Here is a 24898-nt window from a genome sequence, read left to right on the forward strand (position 1 = left end):
GTTATTCGTTATTTGTTTATCGGGTTCTTATTCGATGTTAGCTCCTCCGCAAACTCAGTTAACCCCGCCATATTTGACTTCTGGAAATTTGTCGTTTGGGCTGTATTATTGAATTTGTTGTTTATCGGGTTCTTATTCGATGTTAATTCCTCTGCAAACTCAGTTAACCCCGCCATATTTGGCTTCTGGAAATTTGTCATTTGGGCTGTGTTATTCATTAACTTTTGAAACGGGCGAGCCATATTTCTGCCGCGATTTCTAGTAAATCCATATGCAGCTGCACTTAAGCCAAGGCTTAATAAAGATCCCCATAACATTCCTCTGTTTCTCCTTCTCTTTCTGCCAAACATATTTAAAAGTGGCTGCATTCTGCCAGTATTAAAAAGCGCACTTATCCAGTTATTCAAGTCATAGCACTCCCCTTTAAGTAATAAGAAGGAAACGTACTTCATATTTCCCTTCTCCATATATAATTTTTACTTTTAGGGTTTCGAATATGCTGGCAAAAAGTTTGAAGGCATTGTAAATAATATTTGCGAATATCCTTTAATTTTCTTGTGTTTAAAAAGAATGTGTTTCCATTCATAAATAGTCCTGTTTAATAAACGCAAAAAACCTTGCTATGGCAAGGTTTCAAAGTTGCATTAGGATATTTCATGAAAAGTGATTTCAGGACGGCTGCCAATACGGATATTGACCCCTGTCTGGCCTAGTCCTTCACTTATATAAAACGGTTTCCCGCGATGATAATGAAGACCTTTAACCATTTTCATTCGGACAAGCTTCCCCATTTTTATCAGATGGTATGGCTTTGGCCAATGAATCTGGCCACCGTGAAAATGCCCCGATAATAAATAATCAAAAGGTACGTTTTCCATTTCTAAAACAACATTGGGATCATGTGTCAATACCAAATTGTAGCCTTCAGGAATTCCATTATAGGCCTTGTTAACATCACTGTGCTTGGTGCTGAAATTATCAATTCCAATGATGTTAAGGTTTTCCCCCTTAACATGAATAGTTACATGCTCATTTTGCAGTGTTTTACAGCCATTTTCTTCTAGTGTGTTTTTCAATGTTTCAAAGTTATGTCCTTTTAAAACATAATCATGATTACCAAAGACGGCATACATGCCATGCTTTGGATTTGTCTTGTGCAGGGCATGGAGATAGCCCGCGAGTTTAGGAATACTTCGTTTGCGGTCAAGAAAATCGCCAGTAAGAGCAATTAGGTCGACTGGCTGTTTTGAGACCATTGCAAATAATTCATCCGGACTGACAGATAAATTTTCGAGGTGCATATCAGATATATGAAGAATTTTAATGTTATCTCCCGAAACTGAGATATTAGGACGGGAAACAGAAATTGAATTTATAGTTACGTTCTTTGTGTTTTTATTGGCTTTGTAAATAATAAAACAGAAAACGGCAGAAAAGATTAAAGTAATAAATAATGCCATATTCAAATCCCCTCCCTCCTTAAAAGTATAAGAGGATTGAGGAGATAGTCCTAGTGGGAGTTAGAGGAAACAGTCCGCATCATTTTATTTATATTTTTTCATGAGGTTTTCTTTAGACATCAACAAGTAAACAGTGCGATGTTTTTTTATATTTACAGCAGAAATTTTTGAACACGATAAAAAATATATAGGCAATTGAAATGTTTTTTTAAACCAGCAGTATAGTTTATTTTTTGGAAGTATACATTCAAATCCAAGCGTGCTGAATCCCTTGTTTATAAGGGTGATGCCAATAACCCCTTTTATTTTCGTTTCTTCCGGATGGTTGAGGATAAAAGCAGTCAAAAGAGGCATAGAATCCTTAACTCTTTTATAGATGGCTCTTCCTTTTAATAATTCATTTTTCATATAGTTAAATTCATTTAACAGCCTGACATTATGCAGATGAATCTTAAGTAAAAGATCATTTTTTCTTATGATAATACCGTCAGATAATTCAATGTCATTCCCTTTATATTTTGTTAGCCGTACACGAAAAACCCCTCCTTTTTCCGGATCTGCTGTAAGATGCTGTAACCGTGTAAAAGGATAATAAAGAGGATCCAGGAATACCCATATTGATAATAAAATATTGCGGAACATGATTTTTTTAGGTCTCCTTCCTTTCCTAACCTATAGTAAATAGGATGTTAATCTAATGGTAATTTTAATAATGGAAATGAAAGGATGTATTCCCTTTTTTAATAAGGGAGCTCGCAGGGAGGTCAAGCCAAGATGAGATCCGGACCGCCATGTATGTTAAGCTTTCTGAAATTGGCATGAAGTTTATTACATAAGCATTCAATAAAAAGTAATAATACATGGTGTAGTTTATATTCTTATTTGAAAGAAGGAATTAAAGATGACAGTTGGAACTCAAGTAAAGCAAGCGATTGTTGGATTGAAGAGCGCACAGGCCAGTCTTGAAACGTTTGCACTTGCTACGGACAACCAAAATGCTAAACAGCTGTATCAGAATGCTGCACAGCAAACACAATCGATTATAGACAGCCTTGAACCAAGACTGCAGGAGATTCAGCAAGAGGAACCTCAATATAATCAGTAGACATTAAGGCTGGCAGATGCCAGCCCTATTACAATTTAAATTTTATCCTGAATGGTGTGATCCCAATGACAATTGCTTCGAATGTAAATCAATGTCTTGCAGCAATTCGCTCTATAGAAGCACAGTTATCAAATTTGGCCTTAACCTCAGTGGATGAAGAAGCAAAGCGCCTTTTCCATGAATCCATGCTCGAGGTAAGCGAGATAAAAACTGATCTTGAAAACCGGAAAAAGGTTATAGAGTTTGAGGAACCCCAATATAAACCAAATTAAATGAACTTGGAGATGAAAATATGCCTGAATGGCTGCTTATCGGTGCTCGTTCTATTTTATTCGCAGGTGTTTTATTTGCTATAACCAAACTGATAGGAAAAAAACAAATATCAGAGCTTTCATTTTTTGAATATGTATCAGGTATTACAATCGGAAGTATAGCCGGTGAAATTATTATGGGGCTGGATAACCACTGGGCCAGCGGTATCCTTTCTATTTTCATCTTTGGTCTTGTAACATTATTTGCCGATATTCTTTCCCTTAAAAGTAAAAGCTTCCGTGATTTCTTTGAAGGAAAAGGTACTATCTTTATTAAGGATGGAAAAATATTGGAAGATAATCTAAAAAAAGAAAGATACTCGATAGATGACTTATCCTCCCTGCTTCGCCAAAAAAATGTCTTTAAAACAGCAGATGTGGAGTTTGCTGTTTTAGAGCCGCGCGGAGATCTTAGCATCATGCTGAAGAAGGAGAACCAGCCGCTTACCCCAAAGGATCTTCAATTGAATTTACCTCAGGAAAAAGAGCCGCAAACGGTTATTATGGATGGGAAAATTCTAAACGATCCCCTTGCTGAGTCAGGGAAAACTAGAAAATGGCTTAACATGGAGATAGAAAAACTGGGCTTGACCATTGATAATATCTTTTTTGGTCAAATTAATTCTTATGGAGAACTGACTGTAGATATTTTTGATGATTCACTTAAGGTTCCTGCACCACAACAGCGTCCTCTGCTTATGGCAATGATAAAAAAGTGTGCAGCTGACCTTGAAGTATTTTCCCTGCAGACTGATTCCAAAAAGGCACAGGAAATGTATGAAAAAAATACTCAAAAGCTGAATCAAATCATTCAGAAATTATCTCCATATTTAAAGTAAGACAAACACCAGAATGAAAACTGGTGTTTGTTTCTTTTTGTTAACAGCTGCTTCCGCCTTCTTTTTTCCATACTTTTTTTTGCATAATAAAGGCCACGATCGCTATTAATGCAACAAATATTAAACTGACAAAAAATCCAAGCCTTATTGACTTTTCAAGTAATGTGCCGCTTACCGCAGCTAGGATCAGAAGTAATCCCGCCGCAGCACTTATCTTACCGAACACTTTATTTTCCAAAATCCGAAGAGCTGAAATGATGATGAAAGACCAATTGAATAAAATTAATATACCAGCAGCAGTTGTGATATACTCATATATTTTGCCTGGCAGCAATAGGGCGGTTACGATGGATGCAATTAAACCGGCTGTAGCCAGCCCGAGCGAAGGTAAAGGAAGGTCCTTCCATTTCTTTATCTTTTTTGAAAATACCGCTGGAGCATCACCATCATTAGCCAAAGTAACCAGCAATGCCGTTACTCCAAACAGGGAAGCGGTCATGGTAGAGAAGCCGGCAATAATGATTGCTGCATTAAAAACGTGCGGGAAGAAGTCCAGATTATACTTATCCATTGCAGTTACGAAAGGACTTTCTTTTTCGTTAAAAGCACCATGTGAAGCCATATACACGGCTAACCCGAGGGAAATGACATAGATGATGACAAGGACAATAAGCATGATGATGCCAGCCTTAGGTGCATCCTCCTTCTTTTTTAATCTTGTTGCCATTAACCCAATTACTTCAATACCTCCATACGCATAAAAAGCATAAATCAGCGATGACCAAAAGCCCTTAAAGCCTTCAGGAAACCATTCCCCTGACGAACCGGGGAATCCGGGGTGTCTTGCATCTCCATCAATCACTCCGGACAAAGCAGCGGCTGCGAGAATGATAAACATAATAATGGCTGCTGTTTTAATTACCGCAAACAGGTTCTCCACCTTGTCAAAGCCTTTGTTCCCAGTTAACACTACAATAATTGAAAGAATGGCATAGCCCGCTGCAAAAATCCAAAGCGGTACATGGGGAAGCCAGAATCTTGTTAAGATGGAGAGTGCGGTTAACTGGCTGCCCATGATTAATATATTCGAGCACCAGTAATTCCACCCGCAGCTGAATCCTGCCCACTTTCCATACGCTTTATTGGCATAATAGCAAAAAGATCCTTCCTGAGGGTCCTCTGCGGTCATTTTAGCTAAAAGATTATAGACTATATAGGTTCCGACAGCAGCTAATATAAATGAAAATACGATCGCAGGTCCGGTAATCTTAATCCCAATGGCAGATCCAAGGAAGAATCCGGTCCCGATCGTGCAGCCGACTCCAATCAGTGATAATTGCCACCATTTTAAATCACCTGCTTCACTTTCCTTCGAGGAATTGCCGCTTGGAAGAAAAAAATCCATGATGTACCTCCCTTTCAGCTCGGTTGCTCAGTTGCTTATTGGCAAAAAAATAAGCCGATTCAGATGATGATCGGCCTCTGTTTTCATGTCGAAAGGAAACTTGCCATAATTTTTATTTCTTTTTTTCAGAACTGTCGCTCTTTAATCCTGTTACAGACCTGAACATCTGTGTATGCATGCTTCCCTGGACAATATCCTCAAGGAAGAATTGCTCGATCAGCTTTTTGTATTCCTCATCTTCAAACATCTTTTTGTTTTGCAGTTCCATCTCGGCCAGACCCTCATATGTGGAAAGAAAAGCATATGTATGATCATCTCCTGATATTGGTGATAATAGTTCAACCTTGTGCTGGTAATTTTCATTCCGATAGCTTTGGATCATCCTCATATTTTTTAATGCCTCAACAAAATTATCCTGCTTCACTTCAAATGTTTGGTAAACGAAAACAGACATATTATTCTCCTTCTCAAAAATTTTAGAATGGATTATTTACCTTCACCGCTTTTGCCATTTGGTTTTAGGGGAGTTAGGTCCTCGGAATTTTCAGTAATATAACGAAGGTTCCCTTGGTTTATAGTGCCTTTTTCTACCTTTGTTTCAGTTAAATTACTTAAGAGATATAAATGGAATGCATACTCCAATATGGCTGTTCCAAAAGCTGCAGCCAGTGACATGCTAATGAGCTCATTTTGAAGTGTTAAAATAGAGCTCAAAAACCATATGAGCACAAAAGCCCATCCGAAATCAGCAATGGATGCCAATGCGTTATTTGTCCGGCGAAGTATCAGCATATCACCCAATATGTATGAGGTGATCACAAGCAAGGCTGTAATGATAAAAATGTTTTCAAAGCTCATGCCGTACCTTTTACCAAGAATAATATAGAAAAGGACAAGACAGGCCATAAATTTCAGCGATAGTGCCTTGCTATGCAGCATAACACTCCTCCTTTACTGCTTAGTGTGTTTATTAGCACATAAAATATTCCTTTGACAAAAAACAAAAAACAGCCCGATTGATTCGGGCTGTTAAAACGGGCTGTTAAACCATTACTTTGCAAATATCATTCGTAAACTCCACAGGATCACTGATAGGCAGGCCTTCAATCAGCAGCGCCTGGTTATACAGGAGGTTGGTATACAGATCTAATTTTTCTTTATCATTTTCCAATGCATTTTTTAAAGCTTGGAAAACTTCATGGTTTGAATTGATTTCCAAAACCTTATTTGCTTTTACGTTTTGATTATCCGGCATGCTGCTAAGGACTTTTTCCATTTCAATGGTAACTTCTCCATCAGCTGTCAGGCAAACCGGGTGGCTTTTAAGCCTTTTGGAAATTCGGACATCCGTCACTTTTCCTGAAAGAATTTCCTTCATGCTGCTGAACAATTCCTTATGTTCCTTTGCTTCTGATTCGGATACCTTTTCATCCTCATTTTCTATGCCAAGATCGCCGCTTGAGACAGACTTAAATTCTTTTTCTTTATAGGACATAAGCATCTTAATGGCAAACTCGTCAATATCTTCTGTAAAGTACAGGATTTCATAGCCCTTTTCAGCCACAAGTTCAGTTTGTGGAAGCTTTTCTATTCTTTCATGTGACTCTCCAGCTGCGTAATAAATATATTTCTGGTCATCCTTCATCCTTGATATATATTCATCAAGTGATGCCAATTTCTTTTCTTTTGAAGAATAGAACATCAATAAATCCTGGAGCATTTCTTTATGGGTTCCGAAATCGCTGTATACACCATACTTTAATTGTCTTCCAAACGACTTATAAAATTGTTCATATTTTTCCCGCTCATTTTTCATCAGATTTTGAAGTTCGTTTCTAATCTTTTTACTGATGTTTTTCGCAATGAGTTTCAGCTGCCGATCATGCTGAAGCATTTCCCTTGAGATGTTAAGCGATAAATCTTCAGAGTCCACCATCCCTTTTACAAAACTGAAATAATCAGGAAGCAGGTCTCCGCATTTATTCATAATTAATACGCCATTTGAATAAAGCTCGAGTCCTTTTTCATATTCCTTTGAATAATAATCAAATGGAATATTCTCAGGAATATATAAAATCGCATTATAGCGGATGGTGCCATCCACATTTATATGAATATGCTTTACCGGCTTGTCAAAGCCATAATGCTTCTCCTGATAAAATTTTTCATAATCTTCGTCTGTCAGTTCACTCTTATTTTTCCGCCAAATCGGAACCATACTATTGATGGTCTGCTCTTCAGTGATTTCTTCATACTCATTCTCAGCGTCTTCTTTTGGTTCTTTGATTGCGGTATCCATCTTAATTGGATAGCGGATGAAGTCTGAGTATTTCTTTATGATCGATTTTAAGCGGTAATCTTCGAGGTATTCATCAAAGCTTTCATCTTCCGTATTTTCTTTAATTTTAAGGATAATTTCTGTGCCGACTGTCTCTTTTTCACATGGCGTTATCGTATATCCCTCCGCCCCATGGGATTCCCATTTGTACGCCTGCTCACTGCCCAGGGCTTTGCTGATCACTGTTACAACATCAGCGACCATGAATGCCGCATAAAACCCTACTCCGAATTGGCCGATAATATCATGGCCATCTTTAATCACATTTTCTTTCTTAAAAGCCAGAGAACCGCTTTTAGCAATGATGCCAAGGTTGTTTTCAAGCTCTTCCTTTGTCATTCCAATGCCTGTATCTATGATTGTTAATGTTCTGTTTCCTTTATCAGGAATGACCTTTATGTAGTAACTCTCTTTGTCAAACGTTAAGGAATCGTCTGTAAGTGCTTTATAGTAGATCTTATCGATCGCATCGCTGCTATTGGAAATAAGCTCCCTCAGGAACACCTCTCTTTGAGAGTAAATGGAGTTGATCATCATTTCCAATAATCTCTTGGATTCTGCCTGAAACTGTTTCGTTTCCATATTCGTCTCTCCCCTTAAAATTTTTAATACATTAGCACTTAAACCTTAAGAGTGCTAACCAATATTTAAATATCATATTAGCTATATTGTGTCAATCAACATGACCTGACTTTCGTTCTAAATGATTTCTTCAGCACATTCAACAAGATTGCGTACTGTCTCTTTTAATTGCCTCAACAGCTGTTCTGGAGTCCACTTCGCTCCCTGATGGTCCAGATCTGATTGTATTAACATCATCATCCAAACCGAAAAGACAGCTGAAAACAAATAATATTCCTGTTTGAATTTTTCCCTGTCAGGCGCAGATATTTGGGATTCTTCACAATAACAATCCAGAATCATATTTCGCAAAGTATGGTTATTAGGCTTAGTGAAATCCGGATGTGAAATATCGATTAAATGATACAAATCCCAAAAAGGTGTGTTCAAATGGCAATGTTCCCAGTCCAGAACCACTGTCTTATCGCCCGCATACCCAAAATTCCCCTGGTGCAAATCCCCATGGCAAAGAACCTTCACAGCAGAAAAGGGTTTACTGGTAAATGCGCTGAAAATGATATTTCCTAAACGCTCTGAAACATTATGTAACCTAAAAATAGTAAAAACTTTCTCTTTGTTCTGCAGAATATGGTTTGCCATTTCCTCAATAGGCGGTTTAGGGCCTTTAAGCTGTTTAATGGAGAACCGCTCAGCGGGCAAAGAGTGCCATTTGGCCATTAATGCAGCCAGTTCCAGTGCAATATTTGAATCAAATGTATGTGTGATGGTGCCAAGGTCCTCTAAAATAATCCAATTATTGTTTAATTTGTTTTGAACGGAGTACGACAGGATTTTTGGATACTTTAACGGGAGTTCTGCCAGAACATTTTCGAAAATCCACACTTCTTTTCCCAGCTGGGTATTGTTTGTCAGAGGTTTGAAAATATAGCTTTTTGAAGCATCAATAAAAAAGCGCTCGACAAACCGGCCGTTCGCTCCCTGATATATATTCTCTCTTCTTAAAATGCAACGGTCATTTAGAGTCCCGTTGGCAGTCACAATATTAGTAAACAAGCTAGGCGCTCCCCCTTAATAGGCATCCTATCTCCACAATATATCAATCTGTTTTAAAAAATAATACTGCTTTTTTCACAGCACAAAAAAAGTATCCTGCACAAGGATACTTTTTAGAGCAAACTGAATTCATAACCTTTATTTCGAATCTCAGCAATTAAATCAGGAAGAGCTTCAACAGTCTGGGCTAATTCATGCAAAAGAATGATCGCTCCGTCTTCCAGGTTCTCTATGACATTTGCGATAATTTGTTCAGGCTGTTCTTTGAGCTCCCAGTCCATTGACGAGATTCTCCACATGATGGTTGAGAGCCCAAGCTGTTTGGCTGCAGCTATCGTGTGTTCATTGTACTGCCCAAATGGGGGCCGGAAAAGTTTTACATCCTGGCCGATGATGGACTCAATCTTAGCTTTGCTGCTGCGGAGATCCTGGACTTGTTCATGTGGAGTCAATTTAACAAAGTTGGAATGCTTTGAAGAGTGAGTACCAATCTGATGACCTTCGTCAATGACTCTTCTCCACGGGCGCTGAGGGTATAAAAGCCTGGATTGCCAGAAGAATACAGCTGGAACATTCTCTTTCTTCAAGATATCCAATATTTCAGGAAGAACTCTTGCTGGTCCATCATCAAAGGTCAACACCACTGTTTTCTTCGATGTAAGGCCCTCATTAAATAATTTGATTTCAGGGTCATTCGAAACGTACACGACGTTCGAGCTATCCACTACTCACGGACAATTGGCCATTTACTTTGCCTCCTTTTTTAAGTTGAACGGATAAATGACTTTTCGCTATAACTTTCAGCATCATATGTAAATACATACATATCGTCTGTAAACTGCTCTGGTTTATCATCAAAAACGACTTCCCCATCTTTTAAAGCGATAATGCGGGTTGCATATCGTTTAGCTAACTGAACATCATGAACATTTATAATGGTTTGAAGCTTATGCCGCTCATGCATCTCCTGAAGCAGGCTGAATATCCGGTCTGAAGTTCCCGGATCCAGGCTCGCAACAGGCTCGTCGCCTAGAAGGAACCTTGGCTTTTGAAGGAGAGCCCTTGCAATGCCGACTCTCTGTTTCTGCCCTCCGCTAAGATGCTCGACCCTGCGGTCGGTGAAATCGGATAAGCCCACCTCTGCAATGACTTTTTTAGCCTGAGCCTTTTCTTCATCTGTGAACCATCCGATGAGATTTTTGAAGCTGCTCCTATAGCCGAACATCCCTGTCAGAACATTTTGCTGGACAGTCAATCGGGGAATTAAATTAAAATGCTGAAAGATCATTCCCATTTCCCTGCGGATTTTTCGAAGCTGTTCTTCACTCAGTGCAGAAAAGGATAGGCCATCCCAGATGACTTCTCCCGATGATGGTGTCTGCAAGCCATTTAAACAGCGGATCAAAGTGGATTTACCAGCACCGCTTTTACCTAACACACAAACAAAATCCCCAGGATGGATCGTCAGGTTTATGGAATTCAGGGCATTATGCTTCATGCCGGGATAGCGGACTGTTATATTTCGAATCTCAAGCATTTCAGGCCTCCTTTATATCACTCGGTTCCTAACATAGCTTCCGAAAAGATCCACTAGAATTACGATGATCATTATAACCAGTACATCGAGTGAAACTGAACTGTATTGGAAGGTTTTAAAATCATTAAAAAGTCTCTGGCCAATTCCTCCACCGCCAATAAACCCCAATATGAGAGAAGTTCGAATGGCAACCTCAAACCGGTAGAAATAATTCGACAATACATTTGGCCATATTTGTGGCAAAATGCTGAACAGGGAAGCAAACCAGCTTTTGGCACCAACTGCTTTCATGGCCTCCTGCGGGCCGGGATCGGATGCTTCAATGAGTTCTGAGATCAGTTTTCCCAGAACTCCAATGTTATGAAACATAATGGCCAGGACAGCAGGAAAAGGACCAAGTCCAAGAGCCGTCAGTAGAATCAGACCGAATACAATTTCAGGAATAGAGCGGACAAAGCTGAGGCCGACTCTGGTTAGATGGTAAATAAGTTTAGAGCCGGACGTGTTTTTAGCCGCCATAAAGCTTAAGGGAAGTCCAATAATAAGCCCGAAGAAGCTTCCCAGAAAAGCCATGGCCAATGTTTCCAGACTATCTTCAAGTATCTTTGGAAGAAGAGAGAAATCCATCGGAAACCAATGGGACAGAAAGTCAATCATATTGCGGAAGTCTTTGAATTTCGATAAATCGAATTCCGTTAGCTTCATGCTTAGATAAACAAATAAAGCCAACACCAAATATGTTAAAATGCTGCGTTTTTTAAACCACAATCTTATCAGCCCTATTCTTTAATGAGTCCCTCTTTTAGGGCAGCCTGGCGGATGCTTTCATAATCTTCATTGCTTGCCTCTGTAAATCCGCTTGCCCCGAAAGCATCCAGAATTTCCGGATCTTCAATCGCGAGAAATGCTTCTTTCAATGCTTTAATCGTTTCTTCATCGGTATTTTCATGTACAGCCCAAGGGTACTGAAAAAGCTTTTCTGATTTCCAGATCGTTTTAATCTGATCAGCTTCCACTTTTCCTGAATCCACTAATTGATTGTAAATAGCGCTGTCGATCGCACCTGCATCAACCTGCTTATTTTGGACTGCCAGTGCAGTAGCATCATGCGAGCCGGTAAATCTGACGGACTTAAAGCTGTGGTCATCCTCTGATTTGTAAACTTCGCGGTCCTTCAGTTCAATGGATGGGATAAGTGATCCTGAAGTTGAATTGATATCGCCGAAGGCAAAGTCAGCTTCACTGCTGTTTTTCAGTAAATCTTCAAGTGAATTCCATGGATTGTCTTTATGGGTGATGATATATGAATAATAGAATGGCTCTCCATCAATCAGCTGCGTAATGATGGCTTTTGCGCCACTCTTCTCATGTGCAACAACATATGTTAACGGGCCGAAATAAGCCATATCAATTTTATCGTAGTTCATGGCTTCTACAACCCCGTTATAATCCGGGTAAACTTCGACAGCTACATCCCTATCGAGTTTTTTAGATAAAGTGGACTGCAGTTTATCCATTGCAGCTTCCATGGACCCCTCTGTTTGAACTGGGATAACCCCAATGGTAAAGGTTTCTTTCGATTGTTCTTTTTCGTTTCCGCCTGTGTTATCTGCTTCATTACCGCTGCATGCTGACAAAAGCAGCAGTGAAAAGATAGTCAAGAGCATTAAGAATTTTTTCATGTTTGCACTTCCTTGATTTTGTTTTGTAGTAAAGGTAAAAAAGGACTCTTTTCGAGTCCTTTTTTCAGATAACCGTAATCTTTCCAGGATTCTGATCTGTGACAGTCCCAATGATGGAAGCCCATTCTACTCCTTTTTCCTTAAGGTCTTTCAGGAGCAATTCAGCTTCTGTTTCAGGAACGGTTATTAAAAGTCCCCCTGAAGTAATGGCATCACAAAGGATCACTTGATCAACATCATCAATATTTTCGTATTGAATCCGGCCGGACAGCCATTTATGATTCTTTTTGGAGCCGCCAGGAATAATATTCTGTTCAGCAAGCTCTCTTGTTTTTGGAAGGACAGGTACCCCATTGCTTTCAATGGTAATGCCTGTACCGCTTCCTTCCGCAATCTCCATGGCGTGGCCCAGAAGGCCAAAACCAGTAATGTCTGTGCAGGCATTGACCTGGTAGTTATCCATAGCTTCAGCAGCGTCTTTATTTAAGGCAGCCATAATTTGCATTACACGCTCGATGCCTTCCTGATCCAGCATATCCCTTTTAATCGCTTGAGTAAGGATGCCGACGCCGATCGGCTTGGTTAAAATCAGTTTGTCACCAGGTTTGGCTCCTGCATTTGTTCTTACTCGTTCAGGATGTACTGTACCAGTCACAGATAAGCCGAATTTTGGCTCCTGGTCGTCAATGGAGTGCCCTCCAACTAAAACAGCACCGGATTCTCTAACTTTATCGGATGCGCCAGCCAGAATGTCTGCAAGGATGTTTTTATCCAATTTGCTGATAGGAAAGCCTACAATATTCATAACAGTTATCGGCTTTCCGCCCATAGCGTAGATATCGCTAAGTGAATTGGCTGCGGCAATCTGCCCGAACATATACGGGTCATCCACGATAGGAGTAAAGAAATCAAGTGTCTGCACCAGGGCAGTTTCATCATTTATTTTATATACGCCTGCATCATCTGATGTATCCAGTCCTACTAATAGGTTGGGGTCAGGTACAGACTTTGGCAAATGACGCAGAACCTGCGCCAGGTCTTCAGGACCAATTTTGCATCCTCAGCCGCCTTTTGTAGATAAAGAAGTTAGTTTAACGATTTCTTCTCTCGACATATTTCTCTCTCCTTGCCTATTCATTATTTACTGGGGACTTTTCTAAAATTGTTTTGTAAATTTTTTGAAGTGTTTTCGCTTCATATTCTGAAGAATGGCAGCACTCAACATAGAACTTGGCAGCCCGCCCCAATTTTATCCTCAACTCGTAATTATTCACTAGTTTGTCTGCATAATCAAGAAATTCGACCGGATTAGTATAGATTAAACCTGTTTCCAGATGGTCAATGATATTTCGGTTGCCCAGGTTATTGGCTGCAAGTACTGGAAGGCAATATTCCATTGCTTCTAAAATAGCAGCAGGCTGGCCTTCAGAATGGGATGTATTCAATACGGCATCAGCTTGCCTGTATAGCTCCCCCATATGATGGTGGGGGATTTGCCCGAGATATTGAATCCACTCTTTATTCTCTTCTGCGAGGGCCTTTACAATATCCCCCTCTTCTACTTCAATAATAGGGCCCGCCAGCCAAAGTCGTACTTTGGGATTTTTTTCGTAAATCATTTTCAGCTTTTCAATGGCAAAAGGAATATTTTTCACCTTGCGGATCCCTGCAGGCAGCAAAAATAAAAAAGTGCCAGGCTCTTTCTTATAATCGCCTCCAGGTTCAGGAAATATTACAGTGCCCTGATGGATAACGCTGATTTTATCTCTTGCTTCGGGAATTTCTCTTGACAGTACAAGCTTGGCTTCTTCATCAAATACATGTATAGCCTCGGCATGGATTATCGTTTCGATAACATCGTTTTTTTTCGCCGGATCATAAAGATCGATATTCAAATCAGTGCCTGTCATGGTTACGACATATCTTTCAGGCCTTTTACCAAGCCCTTTGATAAATTCGCCAAACTTGTAAGCGTTAAAGCCATGCACAATATCAGCTTTTGGCAGGCAAGTGAATTCGTGATCGTCTGTGATATTAATGATTTTAGTCTCGATGCCCAGCTTATTAAGTCCATCAGAAATACGCTGAACGGTAACTGTATTTCCTCTTGCCTGGTGAAAATTCGGGCTTGCCAGTAGTACTTTCATCCTTTCATCCTTCACAATTATATTTGCACTAGCTTCTTATTAATTAAAGTTTGCATCAATTATTGCAGGAATATTTCATCCTGTCCATTAATTGTATTTCAGCAGGCTGTTCTTTTATCTATGACAGTAGAAAAGCCTGTTTCTAAGTTAAGAAACAGGCCGGATTCTTCTATTGGTTTCCGAATTCTTCTACAAGTTCTCTGAATTTCCGAAGTGAGTTTTCAATTGGGTATGGGGTAGTCAGATCCACTCCGGTTTTCTTAAGCAGCTCAAGAGGATAATCGGAACTTCCGCTTTTTAAGAATTCAAGATAGCTTTGCAGCGTTTCTTTGTCCCCCTCAAGGATTTTTGCTCCCAAATGAATGGCAGACGCAAATCCTGTAGCGTACTTATAAACATAAAATGGACGGTAAAAATGAGGAATCCTTGCCCACCCGAATTTCACCTCTTCATCAAAGACTATTTCATCCCCATTATATTCACGGAATAACCGTTCATAGATTCCGCTGAAAACTTCAGCGTTAAGCGGCTCTCCCTTTTCCGCTAATTCGTGCGTTTTCATTTCAAACTCAGCAAACATGACTTGCGTGAAGAAGGTTCCTTTAAACTGATCAATAAAATGATTAAGGAGGTGCCTGCGGACTTGTTTATCCTTTTCCCTGTTCAGCAAATAATGAATCAGCAGCACTTCGTTCACTGTTGATGCCACTTCCGCTACAAAGATGCTGTAACGGGCGGTAATCTGCGGCTGGTGCTGTGAGCTGAGCTTACTGTGGACACCATGTCCGCATTCGTGTGCAAGTGTGAAAAGGCTGTCCAGATCATCACGGTGATTCAGGAGGATATAGGGATGAACGCCATAGATGCCCAGGTTATACGCCCCTGAGCGCTTCCCTGGAGTTTCCCGCACATCAATATAGCGCTCAGATTTAAACTCCTTGAGAATGTTAATATAATCCTCTCCAAGAGGCTCCAGTGCTTTACACATTGTGTCATAAGCTTCTTCATAGGTTATTTCGGGTTTGACTCCCTTTACTAAAGGAACACTTAAATCATATTGCCTTAGCTCGTCAAGTCCTAACTGTTTCTTGCGGATTGCAGTATACCGATGCATTGCCCCAATATTCTTTTTAGTCGTCTCAATAAGATTTACATATACTTCCTTTGGCACCTTATCTCCAAATAAGCCTTTTTCAAGGGCTGAAGGATAATTCCGGATTTTGGCCGTTGTCACATTGTTTTTAATTGCGGCAGAAAGAGTGGAAGCAATGGAATTCTTTAGCTGCACATAAGGCTGGTAATACGCCCTGTATGCTTCTTTCCTCTTTTCCCGGTCTTCCTCTTCCATAATTTTCGCATACATGCCGCGTGTCAGTTCAACCTTTTCGCCATCATCATTTGTTACATCGCCAAACTTTATATCTGCATTATTCATCATTCCAAATGTATGACTGGGAACTGAAAGTGCTTCGCCAAGGCGGGACAGAATTTCTTCCTTGTCTTTATTAAGGACATGCGCTTTATAGCGGAAGGATTCGAGCAGGTCTTCCTCAAAGTATTTCAAGCCTTTTTCCTCAGTAATATAGTTTTTCAGTGTTTTTTCATCAAGGCTTAAAAGAAATGGCATAAAGAAAGAAGTGGTTGAACTGATTTTTACGCTTAATTGCTTTGCCCTGTCCACCAATGCCTGTGAGTCTGACACCCGTGTGTCTTCATCTGTTTTCAGCATCGCATATGCATATAGCTTATTAAATATGTAAGAAAGTTTTTCTTTTTGTTCAAGATATTGATACAGAGAGCAGCCGTCATGAATCTGCCCATCATAGGTCTTCAGCTTATCAGCTAGTTGTTCAATCCTCTGGTAATCTTCCTCCCATTTTTTCATGCTTGAATAAATGTCTTCCAGATTCCATTTTTCATTAAGCGGAACGTCATTTCTGTTTTTGAATGTCTTCATCTTATAGACTCCTTTGCAGCAAAACTGCCGTTCATTTATTAACTATATTCAAAAGTTATCGGAAAAACCCTTCCTCATTTTTGATTTTATCACGAACGGCCATTAAAATAATCTTGAAAGGATGTGGACGGATTGGCAATAACTCTCCCTCATATTGAAGACTCAAACAATACGGCCTATTTTCCGCCAGTGGGGAATTTTGAAACTTTTCAGGACGATGCCCATTATGAAGAGAAAGTCAGGGAATGGGGCTTATCAACTACAAGGGAAGTGAAGAAGGAATTCTGGTATAAAGAAAAATCACAGCAGCGGCTTGTAACCGTGAAAGGTTATCAGGCATACGGTGAGTCTGGTGATTATTATACAATCATAATCGAATTTCAGGACGGAAATCTGAGCTGCATACACCCGGCTTATCTTAAAGAGATGCAGTCTCCAAGCTTTGGAAAGGCACTGGCGGCTGAATTTGCGGACAACTCCTCTGCTCCTTCTGAAAAGGATGCTCCTAAAAAAGACAGTGAGAAATCCGAAGACGTTTCTAAGAATTCGTCTGAAAACAGCAATAAGACTAAGCCTTCAGCAAAAAAAGCCAAAAAGGAAAAACAGCCTGCTTTGGAATTGCCTGCAGAAAAGGTCCACTTTACTGCTAAAGTAAAACAAATTGCCTTGAGCTGGAACCATTTCAATGAAGATAATGATGAAGTCATCGTCTTAGAAGATGTTGTCATTCAAGAGAATGAACCGATTGAAGTGGGGCTAGGCTGGTGCTCCCACTCAAAAACTCTGAAGAAATACGAACTCCAGCCAGGGGAAAGCCTTGAATTTGACGGGAAAATTGTCAAGAAGAAGCTGCCTAAAGGCAAAGACTGTGACGAGGAATTCATAGTAGAAGAAACAGTGACATATAAGATTAATAATCCTTCAAAAATCAAAAAAAGCTAAGAGCCTGGACGCTCTTAGCTTTTATATAATTATGAAAGAATCCTTTTTTCTCCCTCGATTTCCTGGATTGGGCTGATATTTTGTGTGAATTCAAGGGTTCCTGCATAGCTTCCGTTTTCATCCCTTACGGCAAAATAACGAATATAAACATATTTATCTCTGAATTTTATCCAGAAATCTTCAGAGTCTTTTCGGCCAGCCTTGAAATCCTTCAGCAATTCTTCCACAGCATGCATACTGCGGGGGGGATGGCAATTCTGCACGGTTCGCCCAATCACTGCTTTGGTTCTGGCGAAGATTCTTTCTTTTCCGTGAGAGAAATAGCGGACTACGTCTTCATGATCAATAAATGTGATATCAACAGGCAAGTGATTGAATAATAGTTCCAGCTGTTTTAGTGTTAAAATGCCAGTTTCCATTTTGATATAGCCTTCTGATATTCCATTCCCTTCAATCCCTCTTCGTTCAGGCTTCCACTCACCTTCAGGGCCGGTCAGACAGAAGCCAATCGCGTCACTCTCAGAGGCAATCTTAACCCATTCATCTTCTGTAAGATTCTTTAAAGCCATGGGGAAAAGGATGTTTTCCTCCCTGTAAATCATGGCGCTTATTTCATTGAACATGAACCGCACGGCATTGATGACCTTTTGCCTGTCCCCATCGTAATCGCTGAGCAGGTTCCTGGCATCCTTGATTCCATCCCTGATAAAGTCATCGATGCTCCACATATTATTTGTTGGACCATAGATTCCGTACTTCTCCAAGTATGGGAAAAGCAGATTTTCCTTGCGGCTGTAATGCTTATCAAGATCAAGCAACAGGATGCAGTCTTCTAATAGTTTATATGCATTTTCCCCGTTATCCTCCTGGATGAACGACTCGAGATGGACTTTTACTTTTTCCCTCAGATGCTTATCAATAGCCCTATTCTCCCGGATAAATGTATGTATGGGGTGTCCAGGCTGTTCTTCCGGCTTCAGATGAGCAGTTTCACCTTCACTGTGCCGAACAGGACTGCTGTGATGGCCATGTTGTTCACGGTTATTAATCAGTTCACTCACTGTACATTTCCTCCCTTATCAATCTTTTACTAGGCTGTTTTTATTGCTTATAAGGAATGTACCATGGGGGAAAAGCTTGGGATGTGATGAGAATCATATTTATGTATTATTTTATGAATGGAATGCATGCAATAAATTACCACCCCCTCCTTGTTCTCTTTTTTGATACACTTTTATAGGATTGAATGATGGAGGGTTACTATTTGTGAAGAGAATACACCTAGTGCTGATATTGATTGTTCTTATATTTTCCAGCGGTTTTGCTGCAGGCATTTACTATACAAACAACACGGATCAGATCCAGCCTTTAAAACAGCCTGTGCCGGTTTCTCAATCCAGCAAACTTCCGGTCAAAAAAGGAATTCCGGAGCTTTCTGAGATTCCCGAAAAAGTGCTGATGGGTTATGTCCAGGATTACCGTGATCCAAAATCGATCGATTATTCAAATCTGTCTCATATCCTATTTTCTTTCGCTCATCCCGAAAAGGACGGAAGCATTTCTTTAAATGGTGATTCAGCCCTGAAAAACCTGAGAAGTGTAGTGAAAAATGCACACCGGCAAGATGTAAAGGCCATACTTGCCGTTGGGGGATGGTTTCATATCAATGGCGGGGAATCTTATGATTATTTTAAACAAGCCATAGCTGATGACTCTTCGAGAGATAGGCTGGTAAAAGAATTGGCGAAGCTGGCTCAAAACGAAAACCTTGATGGCATTGACATTGATTTTGAGCATCCGCGTTCCAAAGAGGATGCAAAATACCTGGCTGTCTTTATCACTAAGCTTAGCGAAGTGCTTCATGCAAACGGCAAAGTGCTGTCTGTTGCGGTCCATGCCAAAATTCATAGTGTAACTGGTACAGAGACGGGCTATGTCGTATATGAGCCTGATATGTTCATGAAGGTTGATTATGTAAATATTATGGCTTATGATGGCCAGTGGGATGGCGGATACAACGCTGCTAATCTTTCTCCGTACTCCTTTACAGAGAGTATTGCAAACTATTGGGGACAACTATTTGATTCAGAGGGTATTCCAAAAGATAAGCTGGTTCTGGGGGTTCCGCTTTATGCTCAGCCAGCAGATCCTGCCTTTAAGCCTGTATCATATAAGGCAGTCATAAACGATAATCCCGAAAACGCAGCAAAGGATAGGATAAGCCTAAATGGCACCAACTACTACTATAATGGTGCCAATACGATGAAAAAGAAAACAGCACTGGCTCTCAATCACGGATTCGGAGGAATGATGATCTGGGAAGTTGGCCATGACGCCAAAGGGCCATACAGCCTTATGGGTACGATTGCTGAAGCTCTCCAAAATACAGAAGAACCCGTGAAGTATTATTCCTTGAAAAATACAAAATAAGAAAAAAGAGCATGGGCAATACCCTTGCTCTTTTTTACGGATTTCAAATCACGATAGTATAAACTTTTTTATTTCCTTCCGCCGGTCCTGATAGACCTTCTCTCCAAGCATGACCAACTCCTCCACAAACTTTATGTCATCAAAGGGCATTTCTTCTCCCAGTTCTTCATTTATTCGCAAGTAATTTTCTCCGAGCAGATGCTTGCAATGGTACGTAACAGATTCGGAAGATAAATGAAGGGCCAGGTCCAAAAGCTTCGGCGTAACTTTCATGGACGGGAGCTGGAAAGGCAGCCAATGCTTCACACCCCAGTATTTATTATTGTCAATTGTAAAGTCAATTTTTTGAAGACCGGTTCCAAGGGAAAGGATTTTAATATTTTGCAGTTCCTCCTTGAAGTGGTACATAGCCTCCGTAATACAGACGAGTGATGGATTATTCGCCCAAAGTCCTCCGTCTATCGATAAATAACTGTTGCTGATGTTATTCGGAGGGAAATATACAGGTGCTGAACAGGAGGAAAGGACTGCATCCCAAAGCTTCATTGATAGACTTTCATTTCCAGTACTGCCGTAATTGGAACGGTGGATAAATGGCTTGCCATGAGTCACATCGACAGCAGGAATTAAAAGGGGCTTTTTAATATCGGAAAGCTCCGTTTCGCCAAAAGCTTTTCGGATAAAACGCCGCAGGTACTTATCACTGTATACACTTTTAAAGAGGCCAACCTTTGCCTGTTTTACAAAAATTTTCTTCCCGAATGACTCGTATCCTTTCAAGACTCCGCTCATATCTTTCTTCAGGATCAGTGAAGAGGCAATGATCGATCCGGTGCTTGTGCCAGCAATCATATCAAAATAGTCCCCTGCTTTCAGTTTCAGTTCCTCTTCGAGAGCTTTTAAAATGCTGACAGCAAAGACACCGCGTATTCCACCGCCATCGATGCATAATATTTTCATTGGATCACCTGCTGTTTCATTCCTTTTGTGAGATTTGCGCATTAATTTTGAAGAAAATTACGTTTTCTGAAGATTAGGAGCTTAAGCATTTTCCTATGTAAAAAAAGAGAAGGAATCATTCCTTCTCTTCTATTCCTCGTTTATCATTTCCTCGAATACGGCAGAGACTTTGGAAAATTCTTCATCGCTTTCAATGGGTGTGAAGTCGCCGTCTTCATCCAGTTTTAAGAAGAACACGTCGATATCTTCTTCTGTGTCTTCTTCAAGATCTTCTACGAAGCTGACAGCAGCATATTGATGGCCATCTACCTCTGCAGAAGCGAGGACCTCCACTTCCATTTCCTGATCATTTTCATCACTGATTGTAAACACTTCTCCAACTTCTATCTTGTCCATTTTTTATCTCCCCTCGTAATAGGTTCTTTCTTTATTTTCCCATTTTAGCAGATTTTCATGCCTAAAATAAAAAAGGATCGGCTTTATGATGCCGATCCATGCCTGCATTGGGGATTACTTAATGCCTGCTGCCTCTTTTTTTTCCACTTTTACACTCCACCCAAACGGGTCTGGTGCGATTCCTTTTTGAATGCCTGTCAAAGTATCATAGATTTTCTTGGATAATTCCCCGGTGATGCCACCGCTGATTTCAATTTTCTTATTGTCCCAGAAAAATTCGCCAATTGGAGAGATAACAGCAGCAGTGCCTGTTCCAAATGCTTCTTCAAGCTGTCCATCCGCATGTGCCTGGTAAATTTCTTCAATGGAGATTCTGCGCTCTGCTACAGGGATATTCCAGTATTTCAGTAACTCGAGTACAGAGTTTCTGGTGATTCCTTCTAAAATGCTTCCATTCAGCTCAGGTGTTACAACTTCACCGTTAATTTTGAAGAAAATGTTCATGCTTCCCACTTCTTCAATATATTTATTTTCTTTTCCGTCCAGCCATAGAACCTGTGAATATCCAGTTAAGCTGGCAAGCTCCTGTGCTTTCAGACTCGCTGCATAGTTTCCTCCGGTTTTAGCAGTGCCTGTTCCCCCTTTTACAGCACGGACATATTCGTTTTGAACAGCAATTTTAACAGGGTTGATGCCTTCCTTATAGTAGGCGCCTACTGGAGAAAGGATAATGATGAATTTGTATCTCTTTGATGGTGCTACTCCAAGGTATGGCTCAGTTGAAATGACAAATGGACGGATGTACAGTGAGGTTCCTTCAACATTGGGAATCCAGTCACGATCGAGTGATATTAATTCTTTTAAGGCATAAAGAGCAAGCTCTTCATCAATTTCAGGAATGCATAACCTGGAGTTGGATTTATTCAATCTCTCCATATTCTTTTCAGGCCTGAACAGCAGTACTTCATTATCGATTGTAAGATATGCTTTTAACCCTTCGAAGACACTTTGACCATAATGGAAAATCATTGCAGCGGGATCAAGTGAAAGAGGCTGGTAAGGTACAATTCTTGGATCATGCCATCCCCGGCCGTCAGTATAATCCATTTCAAACATATGATCGGTAAAATTTTTGCCAAACTCCAGGTTATCAAATGCAGGTTTTTGTTTTTTCTCAGGTGTGCGATTGATTTCAATTTTAAATTCAGTCATTGTCAAAACTCCCTATCTGTAGATGATTTAAAAACCTCATGCCTGCTTTTCCTGCTGCTCTTAATAGAGGATAAATAAAAACGCCCAGTCATCCCCCGAGCGTGGACGAAAGGGCTTGCTTCCCGGCAACAACCATATGGATGTTCAACAGCTGCTTACAGTTATTGTAATAAGACTCATATGCTGTTTTTGAAAAGGTTCCCTTTCGCTCTTTTCTACTTCAAGGCAGTAGTGCAGTTATCTGTTAAAGTTTTTATAAGTTTTTCTAATATTATGATATTCTCCTATTTAATTGTCAATATGAATTAACAATAAATTTAGAATTAATTCGGATTACTGAAAATTCTATCTGCAAAAGAAATGGCAATTAAGATGAAAAATCATGGATGTATATCTATAATCAATATATAAATACATAAGGAGATTTATGAAAATGAACAGCAAAGAGCTTGAAGAAAGAATTATTCAAAACTATCAGGGCGAAGAAAAAATGATGATTCTCGTTTTTGCCCAGTGGTGCATTAATCACAATTTAGATCCCGAGGAAATCTATTTAAAGGCATACCCTGATCAAAGCAAAAATATTTCACTGCAGGAAGCGCTGGAGCTGACAGTTCCAAAAGAAGAAGCGGGCGATGTGCCTGATGAGACATTGCTTGGTGTTCTATCAATGTTTGGAAATGATGATTTGGCCTTCGTTGTTATGGAAGAATTAAAGAAAATGAAAAAGGACAGCTAAGCCTGGGTTGGCTGCTGCCTTTTTATGCAAGAAACACCTTTATTTAAACCAGCCCTTCTCTTTGGACTGGGTAATGGCTTCAATCCTATTCGTAACTTCGAGCTTGTCAAGAATAGCAGATATATAGTTACGGACGGTTCCTGTTTTAATGCTGAGCTGGTCGGCAATTTCCCTGGTGTTTTTGCCGTCGGCAATCAGCTCAAGCACCTCTTTTTCACGGTCGGTCAGCGGGTTTTCTTCTCCATATACATCATCCATTAATTCAGGTGCATAGATGCGCTTTCCTTCCACGACGTTTCTGATTGAACTGGCGAGCTCTTCACTCGGGCTGTCTTTTAATAAGTATCCCCTTACACCGGCCTTAAGGGCACGCTGAAAATAACCTGACCTTGCAAAGGTTGTCAGAATAATAACTTTGCATCCCATGCCTTTCAATTCTTCCGCCGCTTCCAAGCCGCTCTTTTCCGGCATTTCAATATCCATGATGCATATATCCGGTTTGAGCGATTGGACAAGAGATATGGCTTCCTTGCCATTCGATGCTTTGCCAATGACCTCCATATCGTCTTCGAGATTTAACAGGGATCCTAAAGCACCAAGCACCATCCGCTGGTCTTCAGCTATGACGATTTTAATCATGCCTTTTCCTCCTTATTTGTTTCCTTTACGACTGTTGGCACCTTCATTGTAATCGTTGTTCCATTTTCAGATGCGATTTCAAGGCTTCCATTGACAAAGTCGAGCCGCTCTCCTAATCCAAGCAGTCCTGACCCCTTTCCGACATCTGTTGCAGGATTCATGCCGACCCCGTTATCCTGGACAGTAATGCTAACTTCATTCCAGGTTTGTTCAATGCTTATTCGGCATTCTGTTGCATTACTGTGTTTTACTACATTTGTCACAGCTTCTTTCATGCACATGCTTAGGATATTCTCAAGGAATAGTGACACATTCTTTAATTTGATTTCTTCTTCCCCGATAAATTCGATAGAGGCGGCCTTTAAAATTTGCTTAACAAGTATAATTTCTTCCTTCAGCCTGATTCCTCTCATCTGGGAAACCATTTTTCTTACTTCGTTTAATGCTGTTCTGGCCGTTTGCTGAACGTCTACAAGCTCTTCCTTTGCCTGGTCAGGATCCTTGCTGATGAGCTTCCTGGCCAGATCGCTTTTTAACCCGATCAGAGACAATTTTTGTCCAAGGGTATCATGAAGATCGCGGGCAATCCGCTGCCTTTCTTCCTGTTTGACAAGCTCCGCAATCCTTTTGTTGGCATCTTCGAGCTGTTCTTCAAGCATTTCCTGCTTTTTCTTATTGTGGATGTTAAAAGGAAGCAAAATTACACTGATCCAGATGATAATGATAAAAGGTATCTGCTCAAGAAATAATGGCTTTTGTGTGACAAAATTAATGTTAATTGAGATGGTAGTTGCGACCAGATGGATGACATATAACGTTAGAAATGCAATCCTGTTTTTGATATGGCCATTGTAATAAGCAATATAAAAAGCAAAATAAATAAACGAAAAAAGAATGGTCATTGTAATCGATATGCTGATTAAGATGCCAGTCCATAGATAGACAGGCCACTTCCGCGATATAAAGGCAAAACGCAATGATATAAAAAATAAAATGGTCAGGATAATCCCTACGGCTATGGCGATTTTTGAGGTGGATCTGAAGATGAAATAAAACGGCAAAATGCTGAATACACTCCATATATAAGGAGAAATGCCTGAACTTTTCAATGTGGTGAAATACTTTTTAAACATGTGAGGTACCCTCTTTTTATTCGTGAAATAA

27 protein-coding genes are annotated in these 24898 nt (G+C 40.2%); 6 read left to right on the plus strand and 21 right to left on the minus strand.

The genetic code is table 11. From position 1 onward, the window contains the following. Positions 1 to 8: 8 nt before the first annotated feature. From ACEQ1T_RS08865 to ACEQ1T_RS08875, 3 genes are all read right to left on the minus strand, one after another. On the minus strand, positions 9 to 317 hold the full coding sequence (locus tag ACEQ1T_RS08865) for a hypothetical protein (RefSeq protein WP_244671167.1): 309 nt from the start codon (positions 315 to 317) through the stop codon (positions 9 to 11). Positions 318 to 644: 327 nt separating this feature from the next. Further along, the gene (locus ACEQ1T_RS08870; RefSeq protein ID WP_370222575.1) at positions 645 to 1460 is read right to left on the minus strand and encodes a metallophosphoesterase; all 816 of its coding nucleotides are present in this window, start codon (positions 1458 to 1460) and stop codon (positions 645 to 647) included. Positions 1461 to 1544: 84 nt separating this feature from the next. Then, positions 1545 to 2102: a hypothetical protein gene (locus ACEQ1T_RS08875; RefSeq protein ID WP_372530241.1), complete on the minus strand. Its 558-nt coding sequence runs from the start codon at positions 2100 to 2102 to the stop codon at positions 1545 to 1547. 259 nt (positions 2103 to 2361) lie between these two features. On the opposite strand from ACEQ1T_RS08875, the gene ACEQ1T_RS08880 reads away from it, so the two are divergent. The 3 genes from ACEQ1T_RS08880 (at position 2362) to ACEQ1T_RS08890 (ending at position 3715) form a co-directional block, all read left to right on the plus strand. Beyond that, positions 2362 to 2565, plus strand: a complete 204-nt coding sequence (locus ACEQ1T_RS08880) for a DUF1657 domain-containing protein (RefSeq protein ID WP_206839881.1) — start codon at positions 2362 to 2364, stop codon at positions 2563 to 2565. Positions 2566 to 2630: 65 nt separating this feature from the next. Then, complete coding sequence (locus tag ACEQ1T_RS08885) at positions 2631 to 2837, plus strand: DUF1657 domain-containing protein (protein ID WP_370222526.1); 207 nt, start codon at positions 2631 to 2633, stop codon at positions 2835 to 2837. Positions 2838 to 2857: 20 nt separating this feature from the next. After that, positions 2858 to 3715, plus strand: a complete 858-nt coding sequence (locus ACEQ1T_RS08890; protein WP_370222528.1) for a DUF421 domain-containing protein — start codon at positions 2858 to 2860, stop codon at positions 3713 to 3715. Between the two features lie 40 nt (positions 3716 to 3755). Here ACEQ1T_RS08890 and ACEQ1T_RS08895 read toward each other — a convergent pair whose 3' ends face one another. From ACEQ1T_RS08895 to pepF, 12 genes are all read right to left on the minus strand, one after another. Continuing rightward, positions 3756 to 5120 (minus strand): amino acid permease, encoded by a 1365-nt coding sequence (locus ACEQ1T_RS08895; RefSeq protein ID WP_370222530.1) that lies wholly within the window; start codon positions 5118 to 5120, stop codon positions 3756 to 3758. A gap of 112 nt (positions 5121 to 5232) precedes the next feature. Further along, positions 5233 to 5574 carry a hypothetical protein gene (locus tag ACEQ1T_RS08900; protein ID WP_206839877.1) on the minus strand — a complete coding sequence of 114 codons (342 nt, stop codon included), beginning with the start codon at positions 5572 to 5574 and terminating at the stop codon, positions 5233 to 5235. 32 nt (positions 5575 to 5606) lie between these two features. Next, positions 5607 to 6059 carry a YndM family protein gene (locus tag ACEQ1T_RS08905; protein ID WP_370222532.1) on the minus strand — a complete coding sequence of 151 codons (453 nt, stop codon included), beginning with the start codon at positions 6057 to 6059 and terminating at the stop codon, positions 5607 to 5609. A gap of 103 nt (positions 6060 to 6162) precedes the next feature. Next, positions 6163 to 8040, minus strand: a complete 1878-nt coding sequence (gene htpG, locus ACEQ1T_RS08910; protein WP_370222534.1) for a molecular chaperone HtpG — start codon at positions 8038 to 8040, stop codon at positions 6163 to 6165. Positions 8041 to 8157: 117 nt separating this feature from the next. Continuing rightward, positions 8158 to 9093: a phosphotransferase gene (locus ACEQ1T_RS08915; RefSeq protein WP_370222536.1), complete on the minus strand. Its 936-nt coding sequence runs from the start codon at positions 9091 to 9093 to the stop codon at positions 8158 to 8160. A gap of 113 nt (positions 9094 to 9206) precedes the next feature. Then, the gene (locus ACEQ1T_RS08920) at positions 9207 to 9800 is read right to left on the minus strand and encodes a polysaccharide deacetylase family protein (RefSeq protein ID WP_370222538.1); all 594 of its coding nucleotides are present in this window, start codon (positions 9798 to 9800) and stop codon (positions 9207 to 9209) included. Between the two features lie 56 nt (positions 9801 to 9856). Continuing rightward, positions 9857 to 10630: a phosphonate ABC transporter ATP-binding protein gene (gene phnC / locus ACEQ1T_RS08925; protein ID WP_370222539.1), complete on the minus strand. Its 774-nt coding sequence runs from the start codon at positions 10628 to 10630 to the stop codon at positions 9857 to 9859. A gap of 12 nt (positions 10631 to 10642) precedes the next feature. Continuing rightward, positions 10643 to 11398, minus strand: coding sequence for a phosphonate ABC transporter, permease protein PhnE (phnE, locus tag ACEQ1T_RS08930; RefSeq protein WP_206839866.1), 756 nt, complete (start codon positions 11396 to 11398; stop codon positions 10643 to 10645). Between the two features lie 11 nt (positions 11399 to 11409). After that, complete coding sequence (gene phnD, locus ACEQ1T_RS08935) at positions 11410 to 12312, minus strand: phosphate/phosphite/phosphonate ABC transporter substrate-binding protein (RefSeq protein ID WP_370222541.1); 903 nt, start codon at positions 12310 to 12312, stop codon at positions 11410 to 11412. Positions 12313 to 12376: 64 nt separating this feature from the next. Next, positions 12377 to 13426, minus strand: a complete 1050-nt coding sequence (gene selD, locus ACEQ1T_RS08940; RefSeq protein ID WP_370222542.1) for a selenide, water dikinase SelD — start codon at positions 13424 to 13426, stop codon at positions 12377 to 12379. 16 nt (positions 13427 to 13442) lie between these two features. Then, a complete protein-coding gene (locus tag ACEQ1T_RS08945) occupies positions 13443 to 14459 on the minus strand; it encodes a glycosyltransferase (RefSeq protein WP_206839863.1) in 1017 nt (338 codons plus the stop codon). A 169-nt stretch (positions 14460 to 14628) separates the two neighbouring features. After that, a complete protein-coding gene (gene pepF, locus ACEQ1T_RS08950; RefSeq protein ID WP_370222544.1) occupies positions 14629 to 16416 on the minus strand; it encodes an oligoendopeptidase F in 1788 nt (595 codons plus the stop codon). A gap of 123 nt (positions 16417 to 16539) precedes the next feature. On the opposite strand from pepF, the gene ACEQ1T_RS08955 reads away from it, so the two are divergent. Continuing rightward, on the plus strand, positions 16540 to 17358 hold the full coding sequence (locus ACEQ1T_RS08955) for a hypothetical protein (RefSeq protein WP_370222546.1): 819 nt from the start codon (positions 16540 to 16542) through the stop codon (positions 17356 to 17358). A 29-nt stretch (positions 17359 to 17387) separates the two neighbouring features. Here the strand turns inward: ACEQ1T_RS08955 and ACEQ1T_RS08960 are convergent, their stop codons facing one another. Next, complete coding sequence (locus tag ACEQ1T_RS08960; protein ID WP_370222548.1) at positions 17388 to 18419, minus strand: DUF438 domain-containing protein; 1032 nt, start codon at positions 18417 to 18419, stop codon at positions 17388 to 17390. 205 nt (positions 18420 to 18624) lie between these two features. On the opposite strand from ACEQ1T_RS08960, the gene ACEQ1T_RS08965 reads away from it, so the two are divergent. Next, positions 18625 to 19788 carry a glycosyl hydrolase family 18 protein gene (locus ACEQ1T_RS08965; protein WP_370222550.1) on the plus strand — a complete coding sequence of 388 codons (1164 nt, stop codon included), beginning with the start codon at positions 18625 to 18627 and terminating at the stop codon, positions 19786 to 19788. 48 nt (positions 19789 to 19836) lie between these two features. Here the strand turns inward: ACEQ1T_RS08965 and ACEQ1T_RS08970 are convergent, their stop codons facing one another. The 3 genes from ACEQ1T_RS08970 to ACEQ1T_RS08980 all read right to left on the minus strand — a co-directional run bounded on the left by ACEQ1T_RS08970 (position 19837) and on the right by ACEQ1T_RS08980 (position 22356). Continuing rightward, positions 19837 to 20748 carry a CBASS cGAMP-activated phospholipase gene (locus ACEQ1T_RS08970; protein ID WP_370222551.1) on the minus strand — a complete coding sequence of 304 codons (912 nt, stop codon included), beginning with the start codon at positions 20746 to 20748 and terminating at the stop codon, positions 19837 to 19839. 129 nt (positions 20749 to 20877) lie between these two features. Further along, entirely contained in the window at positions 20878 to 21144 is a 267-nt protein-coding gene (locus ACEQ1T_RS08975) for a DUF1292 domain-containing protein (RefSeq protein WP_206839853.1), read from the minus strand. 114 nt (positions 21145 to 21258) lie between these two features. Then, complete coding sequence (locus ACEQ1T_RS08980; RefSeq protein WP_370222553.1) at positions 21259 to 22356, minus strand: branched-chain amino acid aminotransferase; 1098 nt, start codon at positions 22354 to 22356, stop codon at positions 21259 to 21261. Between the two features lie 433 nt (positions 22357 to 22789). Between ACEQ1T_RS08980 and ACEQ1T_RS08985 the strand changes: the two genes are divergently transcribed. Continuing rightward, on the plus strand, positions 22790 to 23095 hold the full coding sequence (locus tag ACEQ1T_RS08985; protein ID WP_019379946.1) for a hypothetical protein: 306 nt from the start codon (positions 22790 to 22792) through the stop codon (positions 23093 to 23095). Positions 23096 to 23134: 39 nt separating this feature from the next. Here the strand turns inward: ACEQ1T_RS08985 and ACEQ1T_RS08990 are convergent, their stop codons facing one another. Together ACEQ1T_RS08990 and ACEQ1T_RS08995 are read right to left on the minus strand one after the other, a co-directional pair. Then, entirely contained in the window at positions 23135 to 23734 is a 600-nt protein-coding gene (locus ACEQ1T_RS08990) for a response regulator transcription factor (protein ID WP_206839850.1), read from the minus strand. After that, positions 23731 to 24867: a sensor histidine kinase gene (locus ACEQ1T_RS08995; protein ID WP_206839849.1), complete on the minus strand. Its 1137-nt coding sequence runs from the start codon at positions 24865 to 24867 to the stop codon at positions 23731 to 23733. Before ACEQ1T_RS08995 ends, ACEQ1T_RS08990 begins: the two co-directional genes overlap by 4 nt. Between the last annotated feature and the right edge of the window lie 31 nt (positions 24868 to 24898).

This window comes from Cytobacillus sp., from assembly GCF_964223445.1.
Taxonomy (GTDB): domain Bacteria; phylum Bacillota; class Bacilli; order Bacillales; family Cytobacillaceae; genus Cytobacillus.

Excerpts from the sequence above, each read along its gene's own strand:
- ACEQ1T_RS08865 (WP_244671167.1), bottom strand. The coding sequence starts at position 317 with ATGTTATGGGGATCTTTATTAAGCCTTGGCTTAAGTGCAGCTGCATAT.
- ACEQ1T_RS08870 (WP_370222575.1), bottom strand. The coding sequence starts at position 1,460 with ATGGCATTATTTATTACTTTAATCTTTTCTGCCGTTTTCTGTTTTATT.
- ACEQ1T_RS08875 (WP_372530241.1), bottom strand. The coding sequence starts at position 2,102 with ATGTTCCGCAATATTTTATTATCAATATGGGTATTCCTGGATCCTCTT.
- ACEQ1T_RS08880 (WP_206839881.1), top strand. The coding sequence starts at position 2,362 with ATGACAGTTGGAACTCAAGTAAAGCAAGCGATTGTTGGATTGAAGAGC.
- ACEQ1T_RS08885 (WP_370222526.1), top strand. The coding sequence starts at position 2,631 with ATGACAATTGCTTCGAATGTAAATCAATGTCTTGCAGCAATTCGCTCT.
- ACEQ1T_RS08890 (WP_370222528.1), top strand. The coding sequence starts at position 2,858 with ATGCCTGAATGGCTGCTTATCGGTGCTCGTTCTATTTTATTCGCAGGT.
- ACEQ1T_RS08895 (WP_370222530.1), bottom strand. The coding sequence starts at position 5,120 with ATGGATTTTTTTCTTCCAAGCGGCAATTCCTCGAAGGAAAGTGAAGCA.
- ACEQ1T_RS08900 (WP_206839877.1), bottom strand. The coding sequence starts at position 5,574 with ATGTCTGTTTTCGTTTACCAAACATTTGAAGTGAAGCAGGATAATTTT.
- ACEQ1T_RS08905 (WP_370222532.1), bottom strand. The coding sequence starts at position 6,059 with ATGCTGCATAGCAAGGCACTATCGCTGAAATTTATGGCCTGTCTTGTC.
- htpG (WP_370222534.1), bottom strand. The coding sequence starts at position 8,040 with ATGGAAACGAAACAGTTTCAGGCAGAATCCAAGAGATTATTGGAAATG.
- phnC (WP_370222539.1), bottom strand. The coding sequence starts at position 10,630 with ATGCTTGAGATTCGAAATATAACAGTCCGCTATCCCGGCATGAAGCAT.
- phnD (WP_370222541.1), bottom strand. The coding sequence starts at position 12,312 with ATGAAAAAATTCTTAATGCTCTTGACTATCTTTTCACTGCTGCTTTTG.
- ACEQ1T_RS08945 (WP_206839863.1), bottom strand. The coding sequence starts at position 14,459 with ATGAAAGTACTACTGGCAAGCCCGAATTTTCACCAGGCAAGAGGAAAT.
- pepF (WP_370222544.1), bottom strand. The coding sequence starts at position 16,416 with ATGAAGACATTCAAAAACAGAAATGACGTTCCGCTTAATGAAAAATGG.
- ACEQ1T_RS08970 (WP_370222551.1), bottom strand. The coding sequence starts at position 20,748 with ATGAAAATATTATGCATCGATGGCGGTGGAATACGCGGTGTCTTTGCT.
- ACEQ1T_RS08975 (WP_206839853.1), bottom strand. The coding sequence starts at position 21,144 with ATGGACAAGATAGAAGTTGGAGAAGTGTTTACAATCAGTGATGAAAAT.
- ACEQ1T_RS08980 (WP_370222553.1), bottom strand. The coding sequence starts at position 22,356 with ATGACTGAATTTAAAATTGAAATCAATCGCACACCTGAGAAAAAACAA.
- ACEQ1T_RS08985 (WP_019379946.1), top strand. The coding sequence starts at position 22,790 with ATGAACAGCAAAGAGCTTGAAGAAAGAATTATTCAAAACTATCAGGGC.
- ACEQ1T_RS08990 (WP_206839850.1), bottom strand. The coding sequence starts at position 23,734 with ATGATTAAAATCGTCATAGCTGAAGACCAGCGGATGGTGCTTGGTGCT.
- ACEQ1T_RS08995 (WP_206839849.1), bottom strand. The coding sequence starts at position 24,867 with ATGTTTAAAAAGTATTTCACCACATTGAAAAGTTCAGGCATTTCTCCT.